A 25,716-nucleotide genomic window follows, 5' to 3' on the forward strand; every position below is an offset into this window, starting at 1 on the left:
CGTCCAGGCAATCGATCGGCTAACATCCGCCGGTGCGAATCTTCAGGGGGGTTGCCAAAGCAGGTCTGTCGGATGCAGAACTCTTGGCAGCGCACGCGTCGGGTGACGGGGGCGCGTTCGCGGAGTTGTTGAGCCGGCACTACGACCATCTTTGGCATGTTGCGAGGAGAACGAGCTACACCGTCGAGGACGCGGCCGACGCGCTGCAGGAGGCGCTGCTGTCCGCGCACCGCACGGCGGGATCGTTCCGGGAGGACGCGGCCGTGCGTAGCTGGCTGCACACGATCGTGGTGAACGCGTGTCTCGACCGGATCCGCCGGAACCGTGTCCGCCCGACGGTGCCGCTGTCGTCGGACGAGACCGTCGATCCGCGCGACGAGCGCGACCACATCGCCGAGCGGGAGACTGCGCTGCTGGTCGACCGGGCGCTGCTGCAGCTGCCGGCCGAGCAGCGGGCCGCGATCGTCGCCGTCGACATGGAGGGTTATTCGGTGGCCGAGGCCGCGCAGCGGCTTGGTGTTCCGGTGGGCACGATCAAGAGCCGTTGTGCCCGCGCGCGCGTGAAGCTGGCATCGCATTTGGAATACTTGCGCGATGTAGGGAACCGATCTTGATCTCCCCGCGTCTGAACAAATTGAAGGCACGACCGTGCCTCGGAACCCGCGGGTAGGAGGTGAAATGGCGGTCCACGACGGCGCAGAGATGCTCGGCCCTCCGTTCTCGGCGGATCTACTCGCCGACTTGCATGCCGGCGTCCTTCCCGTGGATGTGAGTGCCCGACTGTGGCCGCTGGTGCGGCAGGACCCCGACGCGCTCGAGGTTCTGGACGCCCTCGACGCCGTCTCCGCCAGGCTCAGCGAGGCCGGGCATGACCTCACTGTCGAGACCCCGGTACCCCCGGAGATCGCGGCCCGGATCAATTCGGCTCTGGAAATGCAGGATCCGGGTTCGACCGCCACCGTCTCGGCGCTCTCGGACGCCCGGTCCCGGCGACGGATGCGGACGTGGCTGGCAGTCGCGGTCGCGTCGACCGCCGCGGCCGTCGGCCTGGTGTTCGCCGCGATCGACATCGACTCCGGATCGACGTCCTCGGTGCTCGCGACACCCACCGCGAGCGCGCAGGCGACCCCGGTCGCCGACCTCGGCAGCGACCTCGACGGCAACCGGGTGCTCGCACTGGTCGGCGGCGCGAAGGACGGGCCGGACATCGGGCGCCTCGCCGACCCGGACATCCGTGGCGAGTGCCTGCAGGCCAACGGGTTCGCGCCTTCGACGCCGGTACTGGGCGCCCGCGCCGTGCAGTTCCGCGGCGACTATGCGGTGCTGATGCTGGTCGCCGGCCCCCACCCGCCGTCCCTCACCGCACTGGTCGTCGGCACCGACTGCAGCGGCACCACCCCAGGCCTGCTCGCGCAGACCGAAATCGGCTGAGCTCGTTTACTTTTCGCCTTCGGTGGCGGACCTGTCCGCCACCGGCACCAGCAGTTCCCGGATACGCGCCCGCAGTTCGGGCGTGTCGTCGTCCTTGGCGATGAGACTCGAGAACAACGCCGCACCGGACGCCAGCACCAGTATCGCCTTGGCGTCCAAGAGGTCTCGTGCCCGCTGATCGTGAGATGCCGAGCCGTCGGCATCGCCACCGTGGGCGGCGAACAATTCCGCGGCCGGCCCGCTGAACCCCTGCCACAGCGCGGTGCGCAGGTCCTCGTGGTCGCGGAGGGCGGCGAGCAGTCCGGGCGCCGCCTCGCGCACGTCGGGCCGGGAGAACAGCTGCGCGCTGCCGGTGATCACCCAGTCGATCCAGCCGGTGCGATCGGTGCCCTCGAACGGTTCGAGGTCCGGCGTCACACCCAGGAGGGCGTCGAGCACCAGGTGCGCCTTGGACGTCCAGCGCCGCGAGAGCGCCGCGCGACTCACGCCGGCGCGCGCGGCGATCCCGCGCATGCTCAGCTGCTCCCACCCGACCTCCACCAGCATCTCCCTGGTGGTGGCGAGGACGTCGGCGTCGATTCGGGGATCCCTGGGGCGCCCCGTACTGGCGGCGCTACCGGTCACGTGTGCATTCATCGCCTCGAATTGTCTGCCAAGACGGTTCGCTCGCGCCATTCCTTCGGTTACGAGTCCAGTGGTAACTTAACCGGGACCAGGGAGGCAACATGAAGGTCGCGGTAACGGGCGGCACCGGATACCTCGGTGCCCACACCACCCGGGCGCTGCTCGCGGACGGTCACGACATCCGCCTGTTGGTGCATCCGGACGAGTCGGTGTCCGCCCTGCTGCCGCTCTTCGGGTCCGCCGCCGACCGTATCGAGGTCCTGCGCGGCGACATCCGCGCCGCCGACGTCGTGACGGGATTGCTCGCGGGCTGCGACGCCGTCCTGCACGCCGCCGGCGTCGTGGGCACCGACAACCGCCGCGAGACGCTCATGTGGGAGGTCAACACCGCGGCCACCGCCACGCTGCTCACGCGGGCGACCCTGCTGGGCCTGGATCCGATCGTGCACGTCGCCAGCTACAGCGCGCTGTTCCCGCCCCCGGGTCCGGTGATCGGCCCGGACAGTCCCACCGCGCCGGGTCGCAGCGCGTACGGCCGCACCAAGGCGGCCGCCGACCGCATCGCCCGCGCCCTGCAGGATGCGGGCGCCCCGGTGGCCATCACCTATCCGTCGAGCGTCGTCGGCCCCGGGCTGGGCGGCATGCGTGGGGTGACCGCCGGCGGGTGGGCCCCGATGATCGCGGCCGGCGTCGCCCCACGCCTGCGCGGGGGCATGCAGATGATCGACGTGCGCGACGTCGCGGACGTGCACGCCGCCGTGATGCGCCCCGGACGTGGGCCGCGGCGTTACATGTGCGGCGGCGAGCTCATCGAGTTCGACGAGATCGTCGACATCCTCGAACGCGCCTCCGGGCACCGGCTTCGTCGTATCCCGCTGACGCCGAGCGTTTTCCGTGGAATCGGCCGGGTCGCCGACGCGCTGGGCCGGGTCCTGCCGGTGAGCGCCGGGCTCAGCTACGAGGCGGCGTGGCTGCTCACCTCGGCCACGCCGACCGACGACTCGCGGACGCTGTCCGAGCTGGGCCTGACGTGGCGCTCGGCACGCGCGGCCCTGTCCGCCTCGGTGCGCGCCTCCGCGCCGGGGAGCACCGAACCGGTTGCGCCGTGACTCCGGCCGAACCCCGCACCCCGGCCTCAGCGATCTGGGAACCCGCCCGGCTCGGTCCGCTGACCCTGCGCAACCGGATCGTCAAGGCCGCGACGTTCGAGGGCGTGATGCCGCACGGCCGGGTCACCGACGAGTTGGTCGACTTCCACGCCGAAGTGGCGCGCGGGGGAGCGGCGATGACGACGCTCGCGTTCTGCGCGGTCTCGCCCGGTGGACGCGTCCACCGCGACACCCTCGTCCTCGACGACCGGACGGGGCGGGGCCTGCGACGCCTCACCGAGGCCGTGCACGACGGGGGCGCGCTCGCGGCCGCGCAGATCGGACATGCCGGCCTGGTGGCGAACCAGATCTCCAACCGGACGCGGGCCCTCGCGCCCTCCACCCGAATCAGCGCTCCTGCCATGGGTTTGGTGAAGGGTGCCACGGTTCGGCAACTCGACCAGGTGGCCCGCGACTTCGCGGCCGCCGCACGGGTGGCCGTCGGCTCCGGATTCGACGCCGTCGAGGTGCACCTGGGCCACAACTATCTGCTGAGCAGCTTCATGAGCCCGAACCTCAACCGGCGCACCGACTTCTACGGCGGCAGCGTGGCCGCGCGATCCCGGTTCCCACGCCAGGTGCTCGAACGGGTCCGGGCGGCCGTTGGCGACTCCGTCGCGGTCACGGCGAAGTTCAACATGGCGGACGGCGTCCCGCGCGGGCTGTGGCTCGACCAGAGCCTGCGGATCGCCCGGCTGATCCAGGCCGACGGCTGCGTCGACGCACTGCTACTCACCGGTGGCAGCTCGCTGCTCAACGGCATGTACTACTTCCGCGGCGAGGTTCCGCTATCGGAATTCATTGCGGCGCAACCGAAGCTGGTGGGTCTCGGCCTCAAGGCGTACGGTCCGCACATCTTCCCGACCTACCCGTTCGAGGAGGCGTTCTTCCTCCCGTTCGCCCGACAGTTCCGGGAGGCGCTGTCGATTCCGCTGATCCTGTCGGGCGGGGTCAACCGACTCGACACCATCCGCACCGCCCTGGACGAGGGCTTCGAGTTCGTCGGGATGGCGCGTGCCCTGCTGCGCGACCCGTACCTGCCCGAGAAGTTCCGCACCCAGCACGTCGCCGAGGGCATGTGCATCCACTGCAACAAGTGCATGCCCACGATCTACAGCGGGACGCGGTGCGTCGTGCGCGAGGCGATCTGGGAGACGCGCGGACCGGCACCGCGCCCGTAGCCCGGGTCGCCGCGAGACCAGCATCACGCCAGGTTGCCGACACCGTGTTGGTATATTTGCCGACAGGCCGTCGGGAAAAACGGAAGATTCCCCCATCGGCCATTCCGACAGATCACACCGACTAGGAGCCCCAGAAATGTTCCTCGCCCTGCGGGAGCTACGGTTCGCGCGATCCAGATTCGGCCTGATGGGCGGTGTCATCGCCCTCATCTCCGTGCTGATGGTCCTGCTGTCCGGCCTGTCCTCCGGCCTCGTCGAGGACGGCGTCTCGGGCCTGAAGGCCATGCCGGTCGACGGGATCGCATTCAACGAAGGCACCAAGACCGACTCCGCGTTCTCGCGCAGCGTCGTCACCGACGATCAGGTCGACGCCTGGCGCGCGCAGCCCGGCGTCGCCGAGGCCGCGCCCTTCGGCAACATGCTCGTCAACGCCCACAACGAGGACGGCGTGCCGGTCGACTTCGCCCTCTTCGGCGTCCCGGCCGACTCGTTCCTCGCACCCACCGCCGCCCAGGGCACCGGACTGGGCGAGCCGAACGGCATCGTCGTCAGCAAGACCGCCCTGGACGAGGGAGTCGAGCTCGGCGACACCATCACGATCGACCGCCTCGGCACCGAACTGAAGATCGTCGGCGTCACCGACGGCAAGCAGACGTTCGGCCACGTCGACGTCGCGTACCTGCCGATCGACATGTGGCGCCAGCTGCATTCCGGCGTGCGCCCCGGCGAGCCCGTCCCCGACCAGGCGATGACGGAGGCCACCGCGGTCGCGCTGCAGGCCGAGCCGGGTGCCACGCTCGACTACGCCGCCGGTGACGCGGCCGCGAAGACGTCGGCCGTGTCGCTCGAGGACTCGTTCCAGTCGTCTCCGGGCTTCAGCGCCGAAACCATGACGCTGAACCTCATCAAGGTGTTCCTCTACGCCATCTCGGCACTCGTCGTCGGCGCCTTCTTCACCGTGTGGACGATCCAGCGAAAGCACGAGATCGCCGTGATGCGCGCGATGGGCGCCTCCACCGGCTACCTGCTGCGCGACGGCCTGGCGCAGGCGTTCATCCTGCTGCTCGGCTCGGTCGCGGTCGGTGCAGCGGTGGGCTACGGCTTCGGCTCGCTCATCGGCGGGGGAGTTCCGTTCCTTCTCGAACCGGCCGCCGTCGCGGTCGCCGCGGTCCTGCTGACGGTCCTCGGCCTGATCGGCGCCGCGATCGCGATCGTCCGCATCGCCTCGGTCAACCCGTTGAACGCGCTGGGAGGCCAGCGATGAGCGCCCGAAAGGACTCTGCAGTGACCACCGATCCCACTGTGTCGGCTGTGGCATCTTCGGGGACCCGCACCGACACCGCTGCCCTCGAGATCGTCGACGCCGATCTGCGCCTCGGCGACGGCGAACAGACCGTGACCGCGCTCGACGCGGTGAGCCTCACCGTCCGCCCCGGCGAGATGGTGGCGGTCGTCGGCCCGTCGGGCTCCGGCAAGTCGAGCCTGCTGGCCGTCGCCGGCGCGCTCACCACACCCGACTCGGGCAGTGTCCGCGTCGGCGGACACGACCTGCTGGCGATGAAGACCGCACAGGCCGCGAAGTTCCGGCTCGAGCACATCGGGTTCGTGTTCCAGAGCGGCAACCTGATCCCGTCGCTCACCGCGGCCGACCAGCTGCGCCTGGTGTCGCACTTCGGCGCGCGCGGCAAGAAGTACCGCGATCCGATCGCCCTGCTCGAGCAGGTGGGCCTCGGCCACAAGGCCGACCGTCGACCCGACCAGCTCTCCGGTGGCGAGCGCCAGCGGGTGGGCATCGCGCGCGCCCTGGTGTCGGCGCCGTCGCTCCTGCTCGTCGACGAGCCGACCGCCGCCCTCGACCGTGCCCGCAGCCACGAGATCGTGCAGCTGCTCGCGCGGGAGACCCGGGAGTCGCGCGTGGGCACGGTCATGGTGACCCATGACTACGATGTGCTCGACTATTGCGACCGTGTCGTCGAGATGACCGACGGCCGACTCACCCCCCGGTAATCCGGAAGATCCCCAGCGAGCGAGGAGGGCACGTGCCGCGGATCAATGCACCGACAGTCGGTGAGCATCGAGCTGCGCAGCAACGTGCCCTCCTCGACGCCGCCCGGGAGGTCCTCGCCGAGGGGGCCACCGAGATCCCCTCGTTCGGCGAGGTGGCCTCCCGCGCCGGGCTCGCCCGGTCCAGCATGTACCAGTACTTCAAGTCGCGGCAGCACCTGCTCGAGGCGCTGATCGAGGACTCCTTCCCGCGCTGGTCGGCGCAGGTCGCCGCGACGATGGCCGACGCCGACAGCCCCGCCGAACGCGTCCTCGCCTACATCGACGCCAACCTCCGACTGGTCGCCGATGGCGAGCACGCCATCGCGACCGCACTCGCGCAGATCGCGCCCGGCCCGGAACTCGACGCCAAGAGCCGCGCGATGCACGCCGACCTCGTCACCCCGCTGTCCGACGCCCTCGCCGAGTTGGGGGTTCCGGATGTGGCCGCCACGGCCGAGTTGATCAATGCGGTGCTGCACGCCGCCACCCGACAGGTCGAGCGAGGGGAGGACGTCGCGCACGTGCGCCGGACCGCCGCCGACCTCGTCCGGCCCTTCGTCACGGAGTGCGCGACAGGCGCCGACTGACGTTCCCGTCGCCACCGCTCGCGTATGACGCGCTCCACACCCGAGGTTCCACGTGAAACGTTCGACATGGCCGGTCACGTGCGGCACCCCGACCCTGGGAACAACACCATCTAATCTGTTGTTGACCAGACCGACTCCGCGAGCTGCGCCGCCACCGGCGAATTCGTGTGAGCAGCAGTGAACGAACGCACCGCAGGACAGCTGCAGAGGACAGGAAGGCCCGCATGACTACACCGACCACGGTCCGTGACCTCATCATCGTCGGCTCGGGACCGGCCGGATACACGGCCGGCGTGTACGCCGCCCGCGCGGAGCTCGAGCCCCTCCTGTTCGAGGGCACGCAGTTCGGTGGGTCGCTGATGACCACCACCGAGGTCGAGAACTTCCCGGGCTTCCGCGAGGGCATCATGGGCCCGGACCTGATGGACGAGATGCGCGAGCAGGCCAAGCGCTTCGGTGCCGACATCCGCACCGAGGATGTCGAGGAGATCGAGCTGGACGGCCCGGTCAAGAAGGTCGTCGCGAACGGCGAGACCTACTACGCCCGCGCCGTCATCCTGGCGATGGGCGCCGCCGCCCGCTACCTCGGCATCCCCGGCGAGGAGAAGCTCCTCGGCCGCGGCGTCAGCGCGTGCGCGACGTGCGACGGCTTCTTCTTCCGCGACCAGGACATCGTCGTGGTCGGCGGTGGCGACTCCGCGATGGAGGAGGCCACCTTCCTGACCAAGTTCGCCCGCAGCGTCACGCTGGTGCACCGTCGCGAGGAGTTCCGCGCCTCCCGGATCATGCTCGAGCGCGCCAAGGCGAACGAGAAGATCCGTTTCGTCACCAACGCCGCGCCGGTCGAGGTGCTGGGCGAGAACAGCGTCACCGGTCTGGTGATCCGCGACACCGTCACGGGCGAGCAGTCCACGCTCGACGTCACCGGCATGTTCGTCGCGATCGGTCACGATCCGCGCAGCGAGCTGGTCAAGGGTCAGGTGGACCTCGACGCGGCCGGCTACGTGCAGGTGCAGGCGCCGACCACCGCGACCTCGGCCGAGGGTGTCTTCGCCGCCGGCGACCTGGTGGACCACACCTACCGCCAGGCGATCACCGCGGCCGGCACCGGTTGCTCCGCCGCGATCGACGCCGAGCGTTGGCTGGCCGACCAGGGTGACATCACCGAGAACACCCTCGCGGCCGCGGGCGAGGCCGTCACGGTCGACGCCTGACCCGCCCCACCCCACCCGTAAACCCATCCGGTTCAGATCCCAGGAGGATCCCGTGGCGAACACCATCACCATCAACGACGACTCGTTCAAGCAGGACGTTCTGGACTCCGACAAGCCCGTGCTCGTCGACTTCTGGGCCACCTGGTGCGGCCCGTGCAAGATGGTCGCCCCGGTGCTCGAGGAGATCGCCGGCGATCACGCCGACAAGCTCACGGTCGCCAAGCTGGACATCGACCAGAACCCGAACGCGGCCAGCGAGTTCAAGGTCATGTCGATCCCGACGATGATCCTGTTCCAGGGCGGCAAGCCCGTAAAGACGATCGTCGGCGCGAAGGGCAAGGCCGCCCTCCTCAAGGATCTCGCCGAGGTGCTCTGACCCCTCCGCGCTCCGTCCGGTAAGCGCGGATTCCGGCCACAGTGTGACCTGACTGCCACCACAGCCTTGTCACACTGTGGCCGAGTGGATTGCGGATGCGACGGGGCCGTCTGAGAGAATCGATCGACGTCCGCTACGAAAGGCCCGCGAGCATGCAGCTACTCCGTCACGGCGACCACGGCCCCGCCGTCGCCGAGATCCGGGGTACTTTGACCGGCCTGGGATTCCTCCACCACGGTGTGGCCGGGACGAACCGTGAGACCGTCAACGGCTCGCACTGGGTGGCCCCCGACGCCGTGTTCGACCACCATCTCGACTCCGCCGTGCGCGCATTCCAGCAGCAGCGCGGCCTGCTCGTCGACGGCGTCGTCGGCCCGGCGACGTACCGCTCCCTCAAGGAGGCGTCGTACCGGCTCGGTGCCCGCACTCTGATCTACCAGCTGTCCGCCCCGCTGTACGGCGACGACGTCGCCGCCCTCCAGACCCGCCTGCAGGACCTGGGCTTCTACATCGGGCGCGTGGACGGCTATTTCGGCCCGCAGACGCACGAGGCACTGAGCTCGTTCCAGCGCGAGATCGGCATCGCGGCGGACGGCATCTGCGGCCCGGCCACGCTGCGGTCGCTCGAACTGCTCGGTACCCGTGTCTCGGGCGGGTCGCCGCACGCGATCAGCGAGGAAGAACTGGTCCGCCGGTCCGGGCCGCAGCTGAGCGGCAAGCGGATCGTCATCGATCCGGGTCTCGGCGGCGCCGACACCGGCCGGATCGTGCGGACCGGCACCGGTCGGATGAGCGAGGCCGACATCCTGTGGGATCTCGCGAGCCGGCTCGAGGGCCGGATGGCGGCGACGGGCATGGAGACGTTCCTGTCGCGACCCCAGCACGCCAACCCCAGCGAGGCCCAGCGCGCGGAGACGTCCAACGGGTTCGACGCCGACCTGATGATCGCGCTGCGCTGCGACAGCCACTCGAGCCCCGCCGCGAGCGGTGTCGCGAGCTTCCACTTCGGCAACTCGCACGGCTCCACCTCGATGATCGGCCAGATCCTCACGGGCTACATCCAGCGCGAGGTCGTGGCTCGAACTCCGTTGCGGGACTGCAGGACTCATGGTCGCACCTGGGATCTGTTGCGGCTCACCAAGATGCCGACCGTCCAGGTCGACATCGGTTATCTCACAAGCGATTCCGACATCGCGGTGCTCACTGATCCGCGGCAGCGCGACACGATCGCCGAGGCGATCCTCATCGCGGTCAAGCGCCTGTACCTGCTGGGACAGGACGATGCCCCGACGGGGACGTTCACGTTCGCCGAACTGCTCGCCGAGGAACTGGCGGACGCCGACCGCGCCCGCTGACGCCCCGGATCCCGCGCGGCAGTCGGACGGCGCAGGCCCGTAAAGGGCCCTAGTGGGCTCCCACGACGCTTCGTTCGCCGATATCGACCAGGGACAGGGTCGCGACCTCCAGAAGCCGCTCCAGGGCCGCCTCGACGTCCGCCTTCCACAGGTGGTCGCGGTCGAGCTCGAGTCGCAGGCGGGGGAAGCGGTGATGCGGTGCAACGACTTCGAATCCGACGTCCTCGAGGAAGTCGGCACTGATCATGCACTCCTGTGGGGAGCATTCGCGGGCCGCGGTGGCCGAGGGGACTCCGCTGGCTGCGGCGTCGCCGTCCGCGCGGATCCCGAACGCCTCGAGCGCCCGCACACCGCGTCGCACGAGGTCGCCGACCGCGGCCTGGATCAGCGTGGCGCCCAGCCCGTACTCGTCGCCGATGGGCTCGAGACGCATCGTCGTGAGCAGGACCGCGTCGGCGCTGACGGGAGAGGTGGGGAACAGGTCGGCGCGCGGCACCATGCTCGGCGGGGCGTACAGGGCGCAGCCGGCGGGCTTGTCGTCCACGAGGGCCACCTGCCCGCACGATCCCCACTCGAGCATGACCATCGACAGCCACGCTTCCTTCTCGAACTCGGGGTCGTAGAAGCTGGAGAACTCGCGCGAGACGCGGACGGATGCCGGATCCATCTCCCAGAAGACGCACCGCCGGGCGTGGGAGGACAGCTTGTCGAGTCCGTCCAGAGTGAGTGACGTGACGCTAGTCGACACCGTGTACGCCGACCTCCATACCCCCAGCCTCCATGACCACTCGGGGAGTCACACCCGCCTCGACGGAACTATCCCCTCCAGAATAGGGGATAGTTCCGTCCTCAGCGCGGCGGCGGCTGAGTGCCACCGACCGGGCGGCGGGACCGATCGCATTCGGGAGCACCGGAACGCTCCGATCCCGACACCCACACCGATAACGTCACTGTGACGTATTGTCGCGGTTTCCCGCGGCACGTCCCACCGGCGTCAGTTGCCGGACTGCTTCTCCATCATCGTCACGATGCGCTCGAGGTCGTCGACCGAACCGAACTCGACCACGATCTTGCCCTTACGCTTTCCGAGGCTCACCGTCACCCGGGTGTCGAACGAGTTCGACAGACGCTCGGCGACGTCCTGCAGACCCGGCATCTGGATCGGCTTGCGCTTGACTGGTGGGGTAGGGGAGGGGCCCTCGCGGTTGGCGAGCATGACCGCCTCCTCGGTCGCCCGGACCGACATGCCCTCGGCCACGATCCGGGCCGCGAGCACCTCCTGGGCATCCGCGCCCGCCTCGAGCGACAGCAGCGCCCGCGCGTGGCCCGCCGACAGCACACCGGCCGCCACCCGGCGCTGCACCGGGATCGGGAGCTTGAGCAGACGGATCATGTTCGTCACGACGGGCCGGGAGCGTCCGATCCGCGCCGCCAGCTCTTCGTGGGTGACCTCGAACTCCTCGAGCAACTGCTGGTACGCGGCCGCCTCTTCGAGCGGATTGAGCTGGACGCGATGGATGTTCTCCAGCAGCGCGTCGCGCAGCATCGACTCATCGGTGGTCTCGCGGACGATCGCCGGGATCGTCTCCAGCCCGGCGATCTGGCTGGCGCGCCAGCGCCGCTCACCCATGACGAGCTGATACTGCTCGGGTCCGACGCGGCGGACCACGATCGGCTGCATCAGCCCGAACTCGCGGATCGAGTGCACCAGCTCGCCCAACGCCTCCTCGTCGAAGACCGAGCGGGGCTGCTTCGGGTTCGGCTCGATGAGGTGCGGCGCGATCTCGTGGTACACCGCGCCGGTGGGGGAGAGGGGTTCCTCGTCGGTGAGGACCGCCGGCGTCGGGGTCGGCGCGCTCGCGACGACCTCTTCGGTGCCCTTCGCGGCCTTGCTCGGAGCCGTCTTGGCCGGCGTCTTGGCCGCGGCCTTCTTCACGGGCTTCGGCTTGACTGCGGCGCCGGTCTCGGCGGTCTCGGCGGGCTCGACGGCGTCGATCGCCGCCGCGGCCTCGGCGACCGCGGTCGAGGTGCCGATGATGACATCCGCGGCCGCGTTCCCCAGTCCGGGACCGCCGTTCGCGGGACCGGTCGGGATCAGCGCCGCGAGCCCACGGCCGAGTCCGCCCTTGCGTGTCTGCGCCATGCTCTACTGCTCCTGCGTCGTGGTGGACATCCCGCGTGCCGCGAGTTCACGGCCGGCGTCGAGATAGCTCATCGCGCCCCTGGATCCGGGGTCGTAGTCGAGGACGGTCATCCCGTAGCCGGGCGCCTCGGACACCTTCACCGATCGCGGAATCACCGCGCGCAGGACGGCCTCGCCGAAGTGCTTGCGCACCTCCTCGGCCACCTGGTCCGCGAGCTTGGTGCGCGCGTCGTACATCGTCAGGAGGACGGTGGAGACGTGCAGCTCCGGATTCAGATGGGCCTGCACCAGTTCGATGTTGCGCAGCAGCTGCCCGACGCCCTCGAGTGCGTAGTACTCGCACTGGATCGGGATGAGCACCTCCTTCGCCGCGACCATCGCGTTGACCGTGAGCAGTCCCAACGACGGCGGGCAGTCGATGAGGATGAAGTCGGCGTCGATGTCGGAGAGGGCCGCCTCGGAGAGCGCGTTCTTGAGTCGGTTCTCGCGGGCCACCATCGACACGAGTTCGATCTCGGCACCGGCCAGATCGATCGTCGCGGGGATGCAGTAGAGACGCTCGTTGTGCGGGCTCTGCTGGATCGCCTCCTTCGCGGTCACCTCACCGAGAAGCAGTTCGTAGCTCGACGGCGTCCCCGACGTGTGCGGGATGCCGAGCGCGGTGCTCGCGTTGCCCTGCGGATCGAGGTCGACGACCAACACCGTCAGTCCCTGGATCGCCAACGCCGAAGCCAGATTCACCGTCGACGTGGTCTTGCCGACGCCGCCCTTCTGGTTGGCGATGGTGAACACGCGCCGATGCGACGGCTTCGGGAGCGTCACCGAACTCGGGTGCAGAACCTGACTCGCGCGTTGCGCGGCTGCCCCGATCGGGGTGTCCGCGAGGGAGATTCCCCGATAGGGGGAGGAGTGGGCAAAGTCCTGATCTCGACTGCCGTCCGTCGAGTCCGGCGGGGTGACGGTTTCACGTGAAACCGGTTCCCGGGAAACCGTTTCACGTGAAACGGCGGATTCAGCTCCAGCCGACATCTACTGCTCCTTCGCTTGATGACCACTCATGACGCAATTCTCAACCCTCGTGCCCTCGAATGCCCGTAACTCAGCGATGCCGGCGACCGTGTTGAGCAACACGCTCCGCGCTCACCACGATCGTCGGCACCGGCAGTGCCTCTCCACCACACTCGACGACCTCAAGCTTGCCAGCCCCGAGTCGGGCGAGGGAAGCACGGTCCCGGGAGATTTCTTCGGCCGCACTGGAACCCTTCAATGCGAGCATCCGCCCACCCACACGCACCAGGGGCAGCGACCACCGAGCAAGCTTGTCCAACGGAGCGACCGCGCGCGAGGTGACGACATCGGCACCGCCTGCTTCCTTGACGACACCGGGATCCTCGGCGCGCCCGCGTACGACGGTCACGTTCCCGAGCCCGATGTTGTCGACGACCTCCTGCAGGTACACCGACCGACGAAGCAACGGCTCCACCAACGTCACCCGCACATCCGGCCGCGCAATCGCCAACGGAATACCTGGCAAACCCGCCCCCGACCCCACATCCACCACCGACTCACCGGCCCCCACCAACTCACCCAACACCCCACAATTGAGCACATGCCGTACCCACAACCGCGGCACCTCCCTGGGACCGATCAACCCCCGCACCACACCATCGGACGCCAACGACGCGTGATACGCCTCCGCCAACCCCACCCGATCACCGAACACCCGCCCCGCCGCACCGACAACGTCCCACTGCTCATCAACCAGTTCCACGTGAAACATCCTCCCCAACCGACCACCACACCACCAACTCGGGCAGCGTCTTTCGTGTCATCGGTTCGACCGGAGTCCACTCACCGATGGGGGAGGGGAGGGGTGCCCGAGGGGAGGGCGAAACGTGGCGACGGTGGTTCCACGTGAAACATCGCGGGCGACTCCACGCGAGTCCGCGCACCGGAGCGTCCGCGTCGCACCCCCGACCGTCCACGTACGGTCCTCGACGAACGCACCGTCACCGACCGATGGTCGCGGATGGGCGCCGATGTTTCACGTGAATCGTCGGCGGCGCCACCGAGCTTCGGTGTCACCCTCCACAGGTCCGACGCCGCCACCGAACCCACGAAAGCGACTCCGACCCCGCTCGGTGGACGCACAGCCGAGGGCCGCGATCGACTCTCGAACGCTCGTTCCGCCGCCGGCGCCGAGATCGACTGTCACAGTGACGAAATGGCCGAGGGTACCCGGTAGGGCGACGTCACCACACAAACAGCCCACTCCCGACAATTCACGTTTCTCGTTGCGGCACAGCATGTTTCATGTGAAACACCGAAATTTCGAATGTCGATCGGTCCCGACCGCCCTTCCGTACCATTCGGGGCAAGCGAATCGGACGGGGAGGGGAACCGATGAGACACGAACGGTGGAATCGGGGCGGCTGGCGAGTCGCCGTTGGACTGATGGTCGCGTGGGTCGCGGCGGTGCTGTCGCCGGCGACGGGCAACGCCGCGCCGACGTATCTCGTTCCGTACTACCTCTTCGTACAGGACGAGTTCACCAACCCGGGCGGCTCCGCCGCGGGGTCCAACGACTGGTCGTGCCGGCCCAGCGCGGAGCATCCCAACCCCGTCGTGCTCGTGCACGGCACCGGCGCCAATCGCCTCAACATGTGGACCACGTTCGCGCCGCTGCTCGCCAACGAGGGCTACTGCGTCTACGCGCTGACATTCGGCAACTACGCCGATCAGCCCTATCCGGTCAGCGCGATCGGGGGCATGGCGCGCGCGGAAGACAGCGCGGCCCAGATCGGTGACTTCGTGGACGAGGTGCTCGCGGCGACCGGCGCGGCACGGGTGGACATCCTGGGTATCTCGCAGGGATCGGTCGTGCCCAACTACTTCGTCAAGTACCTCGGCGGCGCAGCCAAGGTCGACAAGTACATCTCACTCGGTCCGGCTTGGAACGGCAGTGCACTCACCGGACCGGACGGTGGCGCAACGATTCTCGGTCTCGGCACCGACGACGCCCGTGGCGTGCTGCCATTCTGCCAGGCGTGTCTTCAGTTCCTGCCCGCATCGCAATTCATCGCGAAACTGCACGCCGGTGGCCTGTATGCGCCGGAAGTCACCTACACCAACATCATGACCCGCTACGACGAAGGGATCGTGCCGTACACCAGTGGCTACGTGGAGGGCCCCAACGCGACGAACATCGTGGTCCAGGACGGGTGTTCGCAGGATTACTCGGACCATATCGCGCTCGCGGCGTCCCGCGTCGCGGCCGGCTACGTCCTCAATGCACTCGACCCGGCGCATCCGCGCCCGGTGCCGTGCGTGTTCGTCGCGCCGTTCGTGGGCGGCTGACCGCTCCGCGGCCGGAACGGCGGTGGGGGAGGGGAGGAGTGGCGCTCTCGGGTCCGCGTCAGCGCCGGCCGCGGTGACGGTGATGGGCCACTCGTTCGGCCCTCACCACAATCGTCGGCGTCGGCAACACATCACCACCACACTCGACGACCTCGAGCTTGCCGGCCCCGAGTCGGGCGAGGGAAGCACGGTCCCGGGAAATCTCTTCGGCCGCACTGGAACCCTTCAACGCCAGCATCCGCCCACCCACACGCACCAGGGGCAGCGACCACCGAGCCAACCGCTCCAACGGCGCCACCGCACGCGAGGTCACCACGTCGGCACCCCCCACTTCCTGCACCACCCCCGACTGCTCCGCACGGCCCCGCACCACGGAGACGTTCGACAGCCCCACCGAATCCACGAACTCCTGCAGGTACACCGACCGACGAAGCAACGGCTCCACCAACGTCACCCGCACATCCGGCCGCGCAATCGCCAACGGAATACCTGGCAAACCCGCCCCCGACCCCACATCCACCACCGACTCACCGGCCCCCACCAACTCACCCAACACCCCACAATTGAGCACATGCCGTACCCACAACCGCGGCACCTCCCTGGGACCGATCAACCCCCGCACCACACCATCGGACGCCAACGACGCGTGATACGCCTCCGCCAACCCCACCCGATCACCGAACACCCGCCCCGCCGCACCGACAACGTCCCACTGCTCATCAACCAGTTCCACGTGAAACATCCTCCCCAACCGACCACCACACAACAAGAGAAAAGGCCGCGGGCCCCAGCGGTACGGCTGGGGCCCGCGGCCTTACGCGTCCGGACGGACCCGGCTCGTCAGTCCTTGAGCACGACGACGCGACGGTTCGGCTCGGCGCCCTCGCTCTCGCTGGAGACACCGTCGACCTTCGCGACGGCGTCGTGCACGATCTTGCGCTCGAACGGGGTCATCGGTGCGAGCTCCTCGCGCTCACCGGACGCCGACACGCGCTCGGCGGCGGCCTTTCCGAGGGCGCTGAGCTCGGCCCGACGGCCGGCCCGCCAGCCCGCGACGTCGAGCATCAGACGGCTGCGCACGCCGGTGGTCTGCTGGACGGCCAGACGGGTCAGCTCCTGCAGGGCGTCGAGCACCTCGCCCTTGCGGCCGACCAGCTTCGACAGATCCTTGCCGCCGTCGATGCTCACGACGGCGCGATCACCCTCGACGTCGAGGTCGATGTCGCCGTCGAAGTCCAGGACGTCGAGCAGCTGCTCGAGGTAGTCGCCGGCGATCTCGCCTTCCTCGATCAGATCGTCCTCGGTGTCGGTGTCGGTGTCGGTGTCGGCATTCTGAGTCTCGAGTACCACGTCGGTGCCCTCTCTGTTCTCACCGTCCCGGGCGGTGTCCTGCTCACTGGTCATCGTCGTTCTCTCTTCTGGAGGTCAGCGCCGCTTGCGCTTGTTGCTCTTGGGGCGGTTGGCCGCGGGGCGCGGTTTGGGCTTCGGACGCTGCGTGCCCGAGGCGCCGCTGCTCGTCCCCCCGTCGGCCTCGGACGACTCGGTGGTCGCGTCCTCCTCGGACGTCGACTCGACGACAGGAGTGGACTGTTTGCGAGCGTCCTTCGAGGGCCGCGCACCGGGCTTGGGTGCGTTGTCGGCCCGACGCTCCATCGCGGCCTGCTTCTTGGCGCTCTCCTCCGAGTCGATCTTGCGGAACACGATGTGCTGCTGCGCGTAGGTCCAGATGTTGTTCGACACCCAGTACAGGAGGATGGCGATCATCAGGAACGAGCCACCGACGAGCACGCCGAGCGGGAACACCCACAGCGCGAGCTTGTTCATGATGGCCGACTGCGGGTTGGCGGCCGCGGCGGCGCTCTGGCGCGCGACCGACGCGCGCGCGTTGAAGTGCGTCGCAACAGAGGCGATGAGCATGAGCGGGACGGCGACAGCCGCGATGTTGGCGACCGTGGGGACCGTGCCGTAGGCACCGAAGGACTCGAGCTGTTCTTTCGGCATCGTGATGTAGGACGAGATCGGGGCACCGAACAGGCGGGCGCTGAGGAACGACTGGACGTCGGCCGCGCTGAAGAAGTAGTTCGCGGTGTTCGCGTTGTCCTCGACCGACATCCCGAGTCCGCCGTACCCGGTGCCGGTGCGGTTGAACGAGCGCAGGACGTGGAACAGGCCGATGAACACCGGAGCCTGCAGCAGGACCGGCAGACAGCCCATCACGGGATTGAAGCCGTGTTCCTTCTGCAGCTTCTGCATCTCCAGCGCCATGCGCTGGCGGTCCTTGGCGTACTTCTTCTGCAGCGCCTTGATCTGCGGCTGCAGTTCCTGCATCTGCCGCGTCGTGCGCACCTGCTTGACGAACGGCTTGTAGAGGATGGCGCGAAGCGTGAACACCAGGAACATGACGGACAGCGCCCAGGCGATGCCGTTGTCGGCTCCGAGGAAGAAGCCGAACACCTTGTGCCAGACCCATAGGATCCCGGACACCGGATAGTAAATTATGTTGAGCACGGCTCTAAGCACTCCTCTGTTCGTCCACGTTCAGCACTCCGTGGTGCTTGGCAAGTTCGGGGTGAGCGGTGCGCGTCATTCCCGGCTCACATGGTGGATGTGCCGGCCGCGACGTTCCGGGACCGGATCCCATCCTCCAGGGTGCCAGGGCGCGCACTTGACCAGTCGCACCACGGTGAGCGCCGAACCCTTGATCGCACCGTGCGTGCGCAACGCGTCGACCGCGTACTCGCTGCACGTCGGCGTGAACCGGCACGTCGGCATACGGAGTGGGGACACGTAGGTTCGGTACAGCTCGATAAGAAAGATCAGGACGCGCGCGGGAAGACGTCGCAGCGTCGTCCAGAGGGTGGCCGCGAACGACGAAGAGCGCGGACCGGATTCGGTCCGCGCCTCGTCATGTTCGATGCTCATACCGGATTGCCTTCACCAGCAAGCAGATCCAACTTCCTGAGTACGGATCGCAGCTGTTTGTCGAGTTCCCGGGAACTCGCGGTCGCCGATCCCGGCAACGCGCGGATCACCACGTCGGTATCGACCGGAACGGTGTCGACCAACCCGGCGCAGATATGACGAAACCGGCGAGCGACTCGATGTCGAATCACCGCCGGCCCGACAGCCTTGCTCACGACGAGCCCGAAACGGGGCACGTCGATACTCACCAACGAGTCCGCCGTGTCACGCCCGTGGGCGTGAACGACGAGATCTCGCCGACCCATTCGACGCCCACGACGCACTGTCTCGGAGAAATCCGAGCGTCGGCGCAGGCGATACGGCTCAGGTAACACCCCGAGCTCCCGAGATCAGGTTCGGAATCAGGCGGTGAGCTCGGCGCGGCCCTTACGGCGACGCGCCGAAACGATTGCACGGCCCGCACGGGTCCGCATACGGAGACGGAAGCCGTGAACGCGCGCGCGGCGGCGATTGTTCGGCTGGAACGTCCGCTTGCCCTTGGCCACGGTCAACACTCCTCGAAATTGGATGACGCCGGTCGGCGTCGGTCTACATTGAACGAAACTCAGTGATCACACGGCGGTACCGGGGCGCAGACCTCCGGCCAGCGCGCATCCTCCACCATCGGGTGACTGTTCGAGGGTACTGACAGGCTCGAGTGAGGTCAAACCGGGCCCTGTAGCTCGCGCTTCCCACGACACGCCGCGACAGCGGCATCCTTGCACCAAGGATGCCTCTGTGCGAAGGCGCGTCCGTTTCGCACCGAATCGTGGTGAATCACTGTGAACAAACCTTCCGGTTGTTACCGTCCGTGCATGGCACAGCCGAAGCCGCTTACGCTCGAGTCGCAATGCGGACGTTGCGTGACGCGCGGCAGCGCTCTCCGAGCGAGTCTCGAGAGTTGGGACTGTAAGACAACTAACACCCATGCTCGCGGCCCGAGCCGGCGCAGGTAACAGCCGGCCACGCATCGACCACCGCATTCCACCAGGTGACAGCCTCGAGGATTCCTCACGCAGGGATCCAGAGGCGGTGAGCCCCCACACTCGAGCGTTGTCCACATCTGTGGATAATTGTGTGGAAACACAGATCGGGTGGCATATTCGTTGCCCGGTAAGGGGTCCAGCCTCACCGGGGGAGCTCGACAGAAACACCACGGCGACGGGCCACTCGGCCCTGGGAGGACAGACAGTGAACGACGATCCGAACGCCTTGGCGATTGTCTGGCGCGACGTCGTTGCAGAACTGACCTCCGCCTCCGACGGCGCGGCGTTGACCAAAGCGCAGAAGGCGTGGCTCGCGCTGGTCAAGCCGCTGACGTACGCACAGGGATTCGCCTTGCTGTCGGTGCCGTCACCGCTCGCGCAGGAAGCGATCGAGCGTGACCTGCGGGAACCGATCCTGCGGGCACTCAATCTCCACCTCGGCCAGAAGGTCGAGGGCCTCGGCGTCCGTATCGCCGCACCGGAGGACGTCGACGAACCGGACGAACCCGCCGACGTCGCCTTCGCGGACGCCTCCTACACGGACAGCGCGTTCGGCGACAGCGCGACCACGGTGCGACGTCGCCACCTCGCGATGGGCACCACGGACGTCGCGGCACCGGACCTGGCCGAGCACGAGGAGGTCGACGACGACCGAGAGGCGCTGGCCAGCGTCCACGAGTCGTGGCCGTCGTACTTCACCAAGCCGCCGGCCGGTCCCGCGACCGGTTCGGCCGGCGGTAACAGCCTGAACGCGAAGTACACGTTCGACACATTCGTCATCGGCGCGTCCAACCGGTTCGCGCACGCGGCCGCGGTCGCGATCGCCGAGGCGCCCGCCCGCGCCTACAACCCGCTGTTCATCTGGGGTGCGTCCGGACTCGGCAAGACCCATCTGCTGCACGCCGCCGGCCACTACGCCCAGCGACTGTTCCCCGGGATGCGGGTGAAGTACGTCTCCACCGAGGAGTTCACGAACGACTTCATCAACAGTCTTCGTGACGACCGCAAGGTGGCGTTCAAGCGCCGCTACCGCGAGACCGACATCCTGCTGGTCGACGACATCCAGTTCATCGAGGGCAAGGAAGGTATCCAGGAAGAGTTCTTCCACACCTTCAACACGCTCCACAACGCGAACAAGCAGATCGTGGTGTCGTCGGACCGGCCGCCCAAGCAGTTGGCCACCCTCGAGGAGCGGCTACGCACCCGGTTCGAGTGGGGACTGATCACCGACGTCCAGCCGCCGGAACTCGAGACACGGATCGCAATCCTGTCGAAGAAGGCGCGAATGGACCGCCTGGACGTCCCGCACGACGTCCTCGAGTTGATCGCCAGCCGGATCGAACGCAACATCCGCGAACTCGAGGGGGCCCTGATCCGGGTGACGGCGTTCGCGTCGCTCAACAGGCAGGCGCTCGACCTCAAGCTCGCCGAGGTGGTGCTGCGGGACTTGATGCCCGATTCGGCCGCACTCGAGATCAATGCGTCGACGATCATGGCGGTGACCGCCGAGTACTTCAACACGTCGATCGACGACCTGTGCGGGCCCGGCAAGGCCCGCCCGCTCGCGCAGGCCCGGCAGATCGCCATGTACCTGTGCCGGGAGCTCACCGACCTGTCGCTGCCCAAGATCGGCCAGACGTTCGGCCGCGACCACACCACGGTCATGTACGCGGACAAGAAGATTCGCAAGGAGATGACCGAACGCCGCAAGGTGTACGACCAGGTCCAGGAGCTCACGGCCCGCATCAAGCAGCGCTCGAAGAGCTGACGACCGCCCGTGTCTCGAGACACGGGCAGGCACTCCCGACCACCGACATCCGCACGGACTTCCCGTGCGGATGTCGTGCTTCGGGGGTGACTCGAGACACGAATCCGAAAGAATTAACATCTGTGGATAGGTGTGTGTATAAGGTGTAATCGCTGTGGAGAACTGTTGGACAACTTCGGGGTGTCTCGAGGTGTCCACAACCGCGCCGGATTCGTCCTCGAGTACGTCCTCGAGAAGTCCCCATGCCTCGAGGGCGTGGGACCAGCGGCTTCGGTCGTCCATCCACAGATTCCACAGTGCCTATTACTGTGATTGAAGTCTTCTCGAGAGAAGTTCTTCTAAAACAGGCGTTGTGAACAACCGCGTGGATCGTCCTGTTCACAGCCCGCCTCGAGGTGTCTCGAGGCGCCGGCGTCCGCTTTTCAACACGGCCGGTGAACGCATACGGTGTCCTCTGGCCGCTGTGTCAGACTGCTAGCGCAGCCTTTGCAGCCTTGCGCGCAGCTGCTGCCGTACGTCCGTGCCTACCGAGAGGAACACCCGAGCGATGGAGCTTGGAAGCATGAAGTTTCGCGTTGCTCGGGAGGACTTCGCCGACTCCGTCGCCTGGGTCGCGCGCAGCCTGCCGTCCCGGCCTCCCGTGCCGGTTCTCGGTGGCGTACTGCTGGGCGCCGACGAGCAGGGCCTGACCGTCTCCGGCTTCGACTACGAGGTGTCCGCACAGGTCCGCGTCTCCGCAGAGGTCACCACCACCGGCCAGGTGCTGGTCTCGGGCAAGCTGCTCGCGGACATCACCCGCGCACTGCCCAACAAGCCCGTCGACGTGACCGTCGACGGCACCCGCGTGCTCATCACGTGCGGTAGCGCCAAGTTCTCGCTGCCGACCATGCCCGTCGAGGACTACCCGCAGCTGCCCACGCTGCCGCAGCAGACCGGCTCGCTGCCGGTGGACCTGTTCTCGGAGGCAGTCAGCCAGGTTGCGGTCGCCGCCGGCAAGGACGACACCCTGCCGATGCTCACCGGCATTCGCGTCGAGATCGAGGGCACCAACGTCGTGCTCGCGGCCACCGACCGTTTCCGGCTCGCGGTCCGTCAGCTCGAGTGGATGCCGATCGCCGGCGAGACCTCCGCGGCCGTGCTGGTCCCGGCGAAGACGCTGTCGGAGTCCGCGAAGACTCTGGGCGGCAACACGCTTTCGCCCGTCGAGCTCGCACTGGGCTCGGGGTCGTCGGTGGGTAGCGAGGGCATGCTCGGCATCGTCGCCGACGGCCGTCGCACCACGACGCGTCTGCTCGACGCCGAGTTCCCCAAGTTCCGCCAGCTGCTGCCGGCCGAGCACACCGCGATGGCCACCGTCGAGGTGGCACCGCTGGTCGAGGCGATCAAGCGTGTGGCCCTGGTCGCCGAGCGCGGCGCGCAGGTGCGGCTCGAGTTCAACAGCGAAGGGCTGCTGCTCTCGGCGGGTGGCGACGACGCCGGCCGCGCCGAGGAGTCCCTCGAGGCCGACTTCCAGGGCGAGCCGCTGATCATCGCGTTCAACCCCGGCTACCTCATCGACGGTCTGTCGTCGCTGCACTCGGAGCGGGTGCTGTTCGGCTTCACCACGCCCAGCCGTCCCGCGGTGCTGCGTCCGGCCGGCGAGGAGACGCCCGAGCGCTGCGAGTCCGGCACGTTCCCGGCTCCCCAGAGCGAGTACACCTACCTGCTGATGCCGGTTCGCCTGCCGGGCTGATCCGCGCGTCCGGCCGTCGGCCGAGGCCACTCGGAGCCCCGCTCGAATCACCACTAGTGGAGGGACATCTCACGATGCAGCTCGGACTGGTCGGACTCGGCAGGATGGGTTTCAACATGCGCGCGCGGTTGCGGGCGCACGGCCTCGACGTCGTCGGTTACGACCCGCGTCCGGAGGTCTCGGACGTCGCCTCGCTCGCCGAGCTGGCGTCGGCGCTGCCGGCGCCCCGGATCGTGTGGGTGATGGTGCCGGCCGGGGAGATCACGAAGACCACGATCCAGGAGTTGGCGTCCGTACTCGGCCCCGGCGACCTGGTGATCGACGGCGGGAACTCGCGCTACACCGACGACCGGGCCCACGCCGACCTGCTGGCCGCCGCCGGCATCGGCTATGTGGATTGCGGTGTCTCCGGCGGCATCTGGGGACTCGACGAGGGCTTCGGGCTGATGGTCGGCGGCGCAGACGCCGACGTGCAGCGGGCGATGCCGATCTTCGACGCGTTGCGCCCAGAAGGGGAACGCGCGGGCGGCTTCGTGCACGCCGGACCGGTCGGGGCGGGGCACTACGCCAAGATGGTGCACAACGGTGTCGAGTACGGGCTCATGCAGGCGTACGCCGAGGGCTACGAACTGCTCGACGCCGAGGACCTGATCACCGATGTGCCCGGCGTGCTGCAGGCGTGGACACACGGCACCGTCGTCCGGTCGTGGCTGCTCGAGTTGCTGGTGAAGGCGCTCGCCGACGATCCCGACCTCGCCGAGATCTCCGGGTACACGGAGGACTCCGGCGAGGGACGGTGGACGTTGCAGGAGGCGCTCGACCACGCCGTGCCCGCGCCGGTGATCTCCGCTGCGCTGTTCGCGCGGTTCGCGTCGCGGCAGGACGATTCGCCGGCGATGAAGGCGGTCTCCGCGTTGCGCAACCAGTTCGGCGGGCATGCCGTCCGGCGAACCGGACCGTCGGGAACCTAGTGTTCGTTCGCAAGTTCTCCCTCCGTGACTACCGGTCGTGGGACGCCGTCACGGTGGACCTCACACCCGGCGCCACCGTGTTCGTCGGGCGCAACGGCCACGGCAAGACCAACCTGCTCGAGGCGCTGGGCTACCTGTCGACGCTGTCGTCGCACCGGGTGTCGTCGGACGCGCCGCTGATCCGGGCGGGTGCTGCGCAGGCGTACACGGGTGCGCTCGTGGTCAATCACGGTCGCGAACTGGGCATCGACATCGAGATCAACGACGGAAAGGCCAACCGCGCCCGGATCAATCAGTCCCCGACCCGGCGCCCGCGGGAGATCGTCGGGATCCTGCAGACGGTGCTGTTCGCGCCCGAGGACCTGTCGCTGGTGCGGGGCGACCCAGGGGACCGCCGCAGGTTCCTCGACGAGTTGTCGACCTCGCGGATCCCGCGGATGGCCGCGGTCCGGGCCGACTACGACAAGGTGCTGCGGCAGCGGTCGGCGCTGCTCAAGACCGCGAGCGGTGCGCTGCGACGGGGCGCACGGTCGTCCGACGGAGCGAGTGCCCTTGCGACACTTGATGTCTGGGACGGACACCTGGCGGCCCATGGAGCTCAACTACTCGAGGCCCGACTGCGGCTGGTGCACGACCTGGCCCCGCACCTGGTGACGTCGTACCGGTCGCTGGCGCCCGAGTCGCGGCCGGCGTCGGTGCGGTACCGCAGCAGCCTCGGGACCTCGCTGCCACCCGAATTGCTCGATCCGACAAGGGAACCCGAGCGCGACGACGTCGAACTGCTGGAGGCGAGCTTCCTGCACGAGCTGTCGGTGATGCGCCAGCGGGAGATCGAGCGCGGGGTGTGCCTGGTCGGCCCGCACCGCGACGACCTCGAGCTGTTCCTCGGCGATCAGCCCGCGAAAGGTTTTGCCAGTCACGGAGAATCGTGGTCGTACGCGCTGTCGCTGCGGCTCGGGGCGTTCTTCCTGCTGCGTGCGGACGGCAGCGACCCGGTGCTGATGCTCGACGACGTCTTCGCCGAGCTGGACCGCAAGCGCCGGACCGCGCTGGCGGGCGTCGCCGCCGCGGCCGAGCAGGTGCTCATCACCGCGGCCGTGCCGGAGGACGTCCCCGACGAACTGTCCGCCACCCGTTTCGCGGTGGCGGCCCACGACACCGACCACGGGCGGATCTCGCAGATCACTCCCGTCGGCGGGATAACCACGACGGGAGGCGAGCGGTGACCAGTCCGCAACCGGAGCAGCCCGAGTTGAAGGGCATCGACCTGGCCCGGCGCGCGCTCGAGGAGGCGCGGGCGGCGGCCAAGGCGAAGGGCAAGTCCGTGGGGCAGGGACGCTCGTCACCGCGCACCGGCGGCGTCCGCGCGCTGCGGTCGCGACGCCGATCGTGGTCGGGGTCGGGCCCGGACGAGCGCGACCCGCAGCCGTTCGGTGCGCTGGTCAACGCCGTCGCCAAGCAGCGGGGTTGGTCGTCGCAGGTGTCGGAGGGCACCGTGCTTGGCCGGTGGACCGACGTCGTGGGGCCGGACATCGCGTCGCACGCGCAGCCGACGGGGCTGCGCGACGGTGTGCTGAGCGTGTCGGCGGAGTCGACGGCGTGGGCGACGCAGCTGCGGATGATGCAGGCGCAGATCCTCGCCAAGATCGCCGCCGCGGTGGGCCACGGCGTGGTGAAGTCGCTGCGGATCACCGGACCGACCGCGCCGAGCTGGCGAAAGGGTGACCGGCACATCTCCGGACGGGGGCCGCGGGACACCTACGGCTGACTCCTGGTTTTACCTATAACTGAGTGTTACAGTTACAGCTACTTCGTCGAGTGAACTGGGTCACCATG

At 68.4% G+C, this 25,716-nt stretch carries 27 protein-coding genes; 16 read left to right on the plus strand and 11 right to left on the minus strand.

Features of this window, described 5'->3' with window-relative positions; all coding sequences use genetic code 11:
- Window positions 1-32 precede the first annotated feature (32 nt).
- On the plus strand, window positions 33-614 hold the full coding sequence (gene sigM, locus ACQ5DX_RS23650; RefSeq protein WP_430334904.1) for an RNA polymerase sigma factor SigM: 582 nt from the start codon (window positions 33-35) through the stop codon (window positions 612-614).
- Between the two features lie 64 nt (window positions 615-678).
- On the plus strand, window positions 679-1,431 hold the full coding sequence (locus ACQ5DX_RS23655) for a hypothetical protein (RefSeq protein ID WP_430334905.1): 753 nt from the start codon (window positions 679-681) through the stop codon (window positions 1,429-1,431).
- 6 nt (window positions 1,432-1,437) lie between these two features.
- On the opposite strand, the gene ACQ5DX_RS23660 is transcribed toward ACQ5DX_RS23655, so the two are convergent.
- The gene (locus ACQ5DX_RS23660) at window positions 1,438-2,067 is read right to left on the minus strand and encodes a helix-turn-helix domain-containing protein (protein WP_430334906.1); all 630 of its coding nucleotides are present in this window, start codon (window positions 2,065-2,067) and stop codon (window positions 1,438-1,440) included.
- 89 nt (window positions 2,068-2,156) lie between these two features.
- Here ACQ5DX_RS23660 and ACQ5DX_RS23665 point away from each other — a divergent pair, with 89 nt between their 5' ends.
- The 8 genes from ACQ5DX_RS23665 (at window position 2,157) to ACQ5DX_RS23700 (ending at window position 9,962) form a co-directional block, all read left to right on the plus strand.
- Entirely contained in the window at window positions 2,157-3,164 is a 1,008-nt protein-coding gene (locus ACQ5DX_RS23665) for an NAD-dependent epimerase/dehydratase family protein (RefSeq protein ID WP_430334907.1), read from the plus strand.
- On the plus strand, window positions 3,161-4,384 hold the full coding sequence (locus ACQ5DX_RS23670) for an NADH:flavin oxidoreductase (protein ID WP_430334908.1): 1,224 nt from the start codon (window positions 3,161-3,163) through the stop codon (window positions 4,382-4,384). The genes ACQ5DX_RS23665 and ACQ5DX_RS23670 overlap by 4 nt, the downstream gene beginning before the upstream one ends.
- A gap of 136 nt (window positions 4,385-4,520) precedes the next feature.
- Window positions 4,521-5,648: an ABC transporter permease gene (locus tag ACQ5DX_RS23675; RefSeq protein ID WP_430334909.1), complete on the plus strand. Its 1,128-nt coding sequence runs from the start codon at window positions 4,521-4,523 to the stop codon at window positions 5,646-5,648.
- Complete coding sequence (locus tag ACQ5DX_RS23680) at window positions 5,645-6,391, plus strand: ABC transporter ATP-binding protein (RefSeq protein ID WP_430334910.1); 747 nt, start codon at window positions 5,645-5,647, stop codon at window positions 6,389-6,391. The genes ACQ5DX_RS23675 and ACQ5DX_RS23680 overlap by 4 nt, the downstream gene beginning before the upstream one ends.
- 32 nt (window positions 6,392-6,423) lie before the next feature.
- Complete coding sequence (locus ACQ5DX_RS23685; RefSeq protein WP_430334911.1) at window positions 6,424-7,017, plus strand: TetR/AcrR family transcriptional regulator; 594 nt, start codon at window positions 6,424-6,426, stop codon at window positions 7,015-7,017.
- A 224-nt stretch (window positions 7,018-7,241) separates the two neighbouring features.
- A complete protein-coding gene (gene trxB / locus ACQ5DX_RS23690; RefSeq protein WP_430334912.1) occupies window positions 7,242-8,231 on the plus strand; it encodes a thioredoxin-disulfide reductase in 990 nt (329 codons plus the stop codon).
- A 52-nt stretch (window positions 8,232-8,283) separates the two neighbouring features.
- Entirely contained in the window at window positions 8,284-8,607 is a 324-nt protein-coding gene (gene trxA, locus ACQ5DX_RS23695; protein WP_430334913.1) for a thioredoxin, read from the plus strand.
- Between the two features lie 152 nt (window positions 8,608-8,759).
- A complete protein-coding gene (locus ACQ5DX_RS23700; protein ID WP_430334914.1) occupies window positions 8,760-9,962 on the plus strand; it encodes an N-acetylmuramoyl-L-alanine amidase in 1,203 nt (400 codons plus the stop codon).
- A 49-nt stretch (window positions 9,963-10,011) separates the two neighbouring features.
- Here the strand turns inward: ACQ5DX_RS23700 and ACQ5DX_RS23705 are convergent, their stop codons facing one another.
- The 4 genes from ACQ5DX_RS23705 to rsmG (ACQ5DX_RS23720) all read right to left on the minus strand — a co-directional run bounded on the left by ACQ5DX_RS23705 (window position 10,012) and on the right by rsmG (ACQ5DX_RS23720) (window position 13,885).
- Entirely contained in the window at window positions 10,012-10,710 is a 699-nt protein-coding gene (locus ACQ5DX_RS23705) for a GNAT family N-acetyltransferase (protein WP_430334915.1), read from the minus strand.
- Window positions 10,711-10,956: 246 nt separating this feature from the next.
- Complete coding sequence (locus ACQ5DX_RS23710; protein ID WP_430334916.1) at window positions 10,957-12,105, minus strand: ParB/RepB/Spo0J family partition protein; 1,149 nt, start codon at window positions 12,103-12,105, stop codon at window positions 10,957-10,959.
- 3 nt (window positions 12,106-12,108) lie between these two features.
- On the minus strand, window positions 12,109-13,134 hold the full coding sequence (locus ACQ5DX_RS23715) for a ParA family protein (RefSeq protein ID WP_430334917.1): 1,026 nt from the start codon (window positions 13,132-13,134) through the stop codon (window positions 12,109-12,111).
- Window positions 13,135-13,204: 70 nt separating this feature from the next.
- Window positions 13,205-13,885: a 16S rRNA (guanine(527)-N(7))-methyltransferase RsmG gene (gene rsmG / locus ACQ5DX_RS23720; protein WP_430334918.1), complete on the minus strand. Its 681-nt coding sequence runs from the start codon at window positions 13,883-13,885 to the stop codon at window positions 13,205-13,207.
- A gap of 623 nt (window positions 13,886-14,508) precedes the next feature.
- Here rsmG (ACQ5DX_RS23720) and ACQ5DX_RS23725 point away from each other — a divergent pair.
- Window positions 14,509-15,462 (plus strand): esterase/lipase family protein, encoded by a 954-nt coding sequence (locus ACQ5DX_RS23725; RefSeq protein ID WP_430334919.1) that lies wholly within the window; start codon window positions 14,509-14,511, stop codon window positions 15,460-15,462.
- Window positions 15,463-15,520: 58 nt separating this feature from the next.
- Here ACQ5DX_RS23725 and rsmG (ACQ5DX_RS23730) read toward each other — a convergent pair whose 3' ends face one another.
- The 6 genes from rsmG (ACQ5DX_RS23730) to rpmH form a co-directional block, all read right to left on the minus strand.
- Complete coding sequence (gene rsmG / locus ACQ5DX_RS23730) at window positions 15,521-16,204, minus strand: 16S rRNA (guanine(527)-N(7))-methyltransferase RsmG (protein WP_430334920.1); 684 nt, start codon at window positions 16,202-16,204, stop codon at window positions 15,521-15,523.
- A gap of 98 nt (window positions 16,205-16,302) precedes the next feature.
- Window positions 16,303-16,866, minus strand: coding sequence for a protein jag (locus ACQ5DX_RS23735; protein WP_430334921.1), 564 nt, complete (start codon window positions 16,864-16,866; stop codon window positions 16,303-16,305).
- Window positions 16,867-16,887: 21 nt separating this feature from the next.
- Window positions 16,888-17,970 carry a membrane protein insertase YidC gene (gene yidC / locus ACQ5DX_RS23740; RefSeq protein ID WP_430334922.1) on the minus strand — a complete coding sequence of 361 codons (1,083 nt, stop codon included), beginning with the start codon at window positions 17,968-17,970 and terminating at the stop codon, window positions 16,888-16,890.
- A gap of 75 nt (window positions 17,971-18,045) precedes the next feature.
- On the minus strand, window positions 18,046-18,384 hold the full coding sequence (gene yidD, locus ACQ5DX_RS23745; RefSeq protein WP_430334923.1) for a membrane protein insertion efficiency factor YidD: 339 nt from the start codon (window positions 18,382-18,384) through the stop codon (window positions 18,046-18,048).
- Entirely contained in the window at window positions 18,381-18,758 is a 378-nt protein-coding gene (gene rnpA, locus ACQ5DX_RS23750) for a ribonuclease P protein component (protein ID WP_430334924.1), read from the minus strand. Before rnpA ends, yidD begins: the two co-directional genes overlap by 4 nt.
- Window positions 18,759-18,785: 27 nt before the next feature.
- Window positions 18,786-18,929, minus strand: a complete 144-nt coding sequence (rpmH, locus tag ACQ5DX_RS23755) for a 50S ribosomal protein L34 (RefSeq protein ID WP_005516618.1) — start codon at window positions 18,927-18,929, stop codon at window positions 18,786-18,788.
- A 685-nt stretch (window positions 18,930-19,614) separates the two neighbouring features.
- Here rpmH and dnaA point away from each other — a divergent pair.
- The 5 genes from dnaA (at window position 19,615) to ACQ5DX_RS23780 (ending at window position 25,648) form a co-directional block, all read left to right on the plus strand.
- The gene (dnaA, locus tag ACQ5DX_RS23760) at window positions 19,615-21,177 is read left to right on the plus strand and encodes a chromosomal replication initiator protein DnaA (protein ID WP_430334925.1); all 1,563 of its coding nucleotides are present in this window, start codon (window positions 19,615-19,617) and stop codon (window positions 21,175-21,177) included.
- Window positions 21,178-21,724: 547 nt separating this feature from the next.
- Window positions 21,725-22,909 (plus strand): DNA polymerase III subunit beta, encoded by a 1,185-nt coding sequence (dnaN, locus tag ACQ5DX_RS23765; protein ID WP_430334926.1) that lies wholly within the window; start codon window positions 21,725-21,727, stop codon window positions 22,907-22,909.
- A gap of 74 nt (window positions 22,910-22,983) precedes the next feature.
- The gene (gene gnd / locus ACQ5DX_RS23770) at window positions 22,984-23,880 is read left to right on the plus strand and encodes a phosphogluconate dehydrogenase (NAD(+)-dependent, decarboxylating) (RefSeq protein ID WP_430334927.1); all 897 of its coding nucleotides are present in this window, start codon (window positions 22,984-22,986) and stop codon (window positions 23,878-23,880) included.
- Window positions 23,880-25,106, plus strand: coding sequence for a DNA replication/repair protein RecF (recF, locus tag ACQ5DX_RS23775; protein WP_430334928.1), 1,227 nt, complete (start codon window positions 23,880-23,882; stop codon window positions 25,104-25,106). The genes gnd and recF overlap by 1 nt, the downstream gene beginning before the upstream one ends.
- Window positions 25,103-25,648 carry a DUF721 family protein gene (locus tag ACQ5DX_RS23780; protein WP_430334929.1) on the plus strand — a complete coding sequence of 182 codons (546 nt, stop codon included), beginning with the start codon at window positions 25,103-25,105 and terminating at the stop codon, window positions 25,646-25,648. The genes recF and ACQ5DX_RS23780 overlap by 4 nt, the downstream gene beginning before the upstream one ends.
- Window positions 25,649-25,716: the final 68 nt, after the last annotated feature.

This window comes from Rhodococcus sp. ACT016 (assembly GCF_050477185.1).
Lineage (GTDB): Bacteria > Actinomycetota > Actinomycetes > Mycobacteriales > Mycobacteriaceae > Prescottella.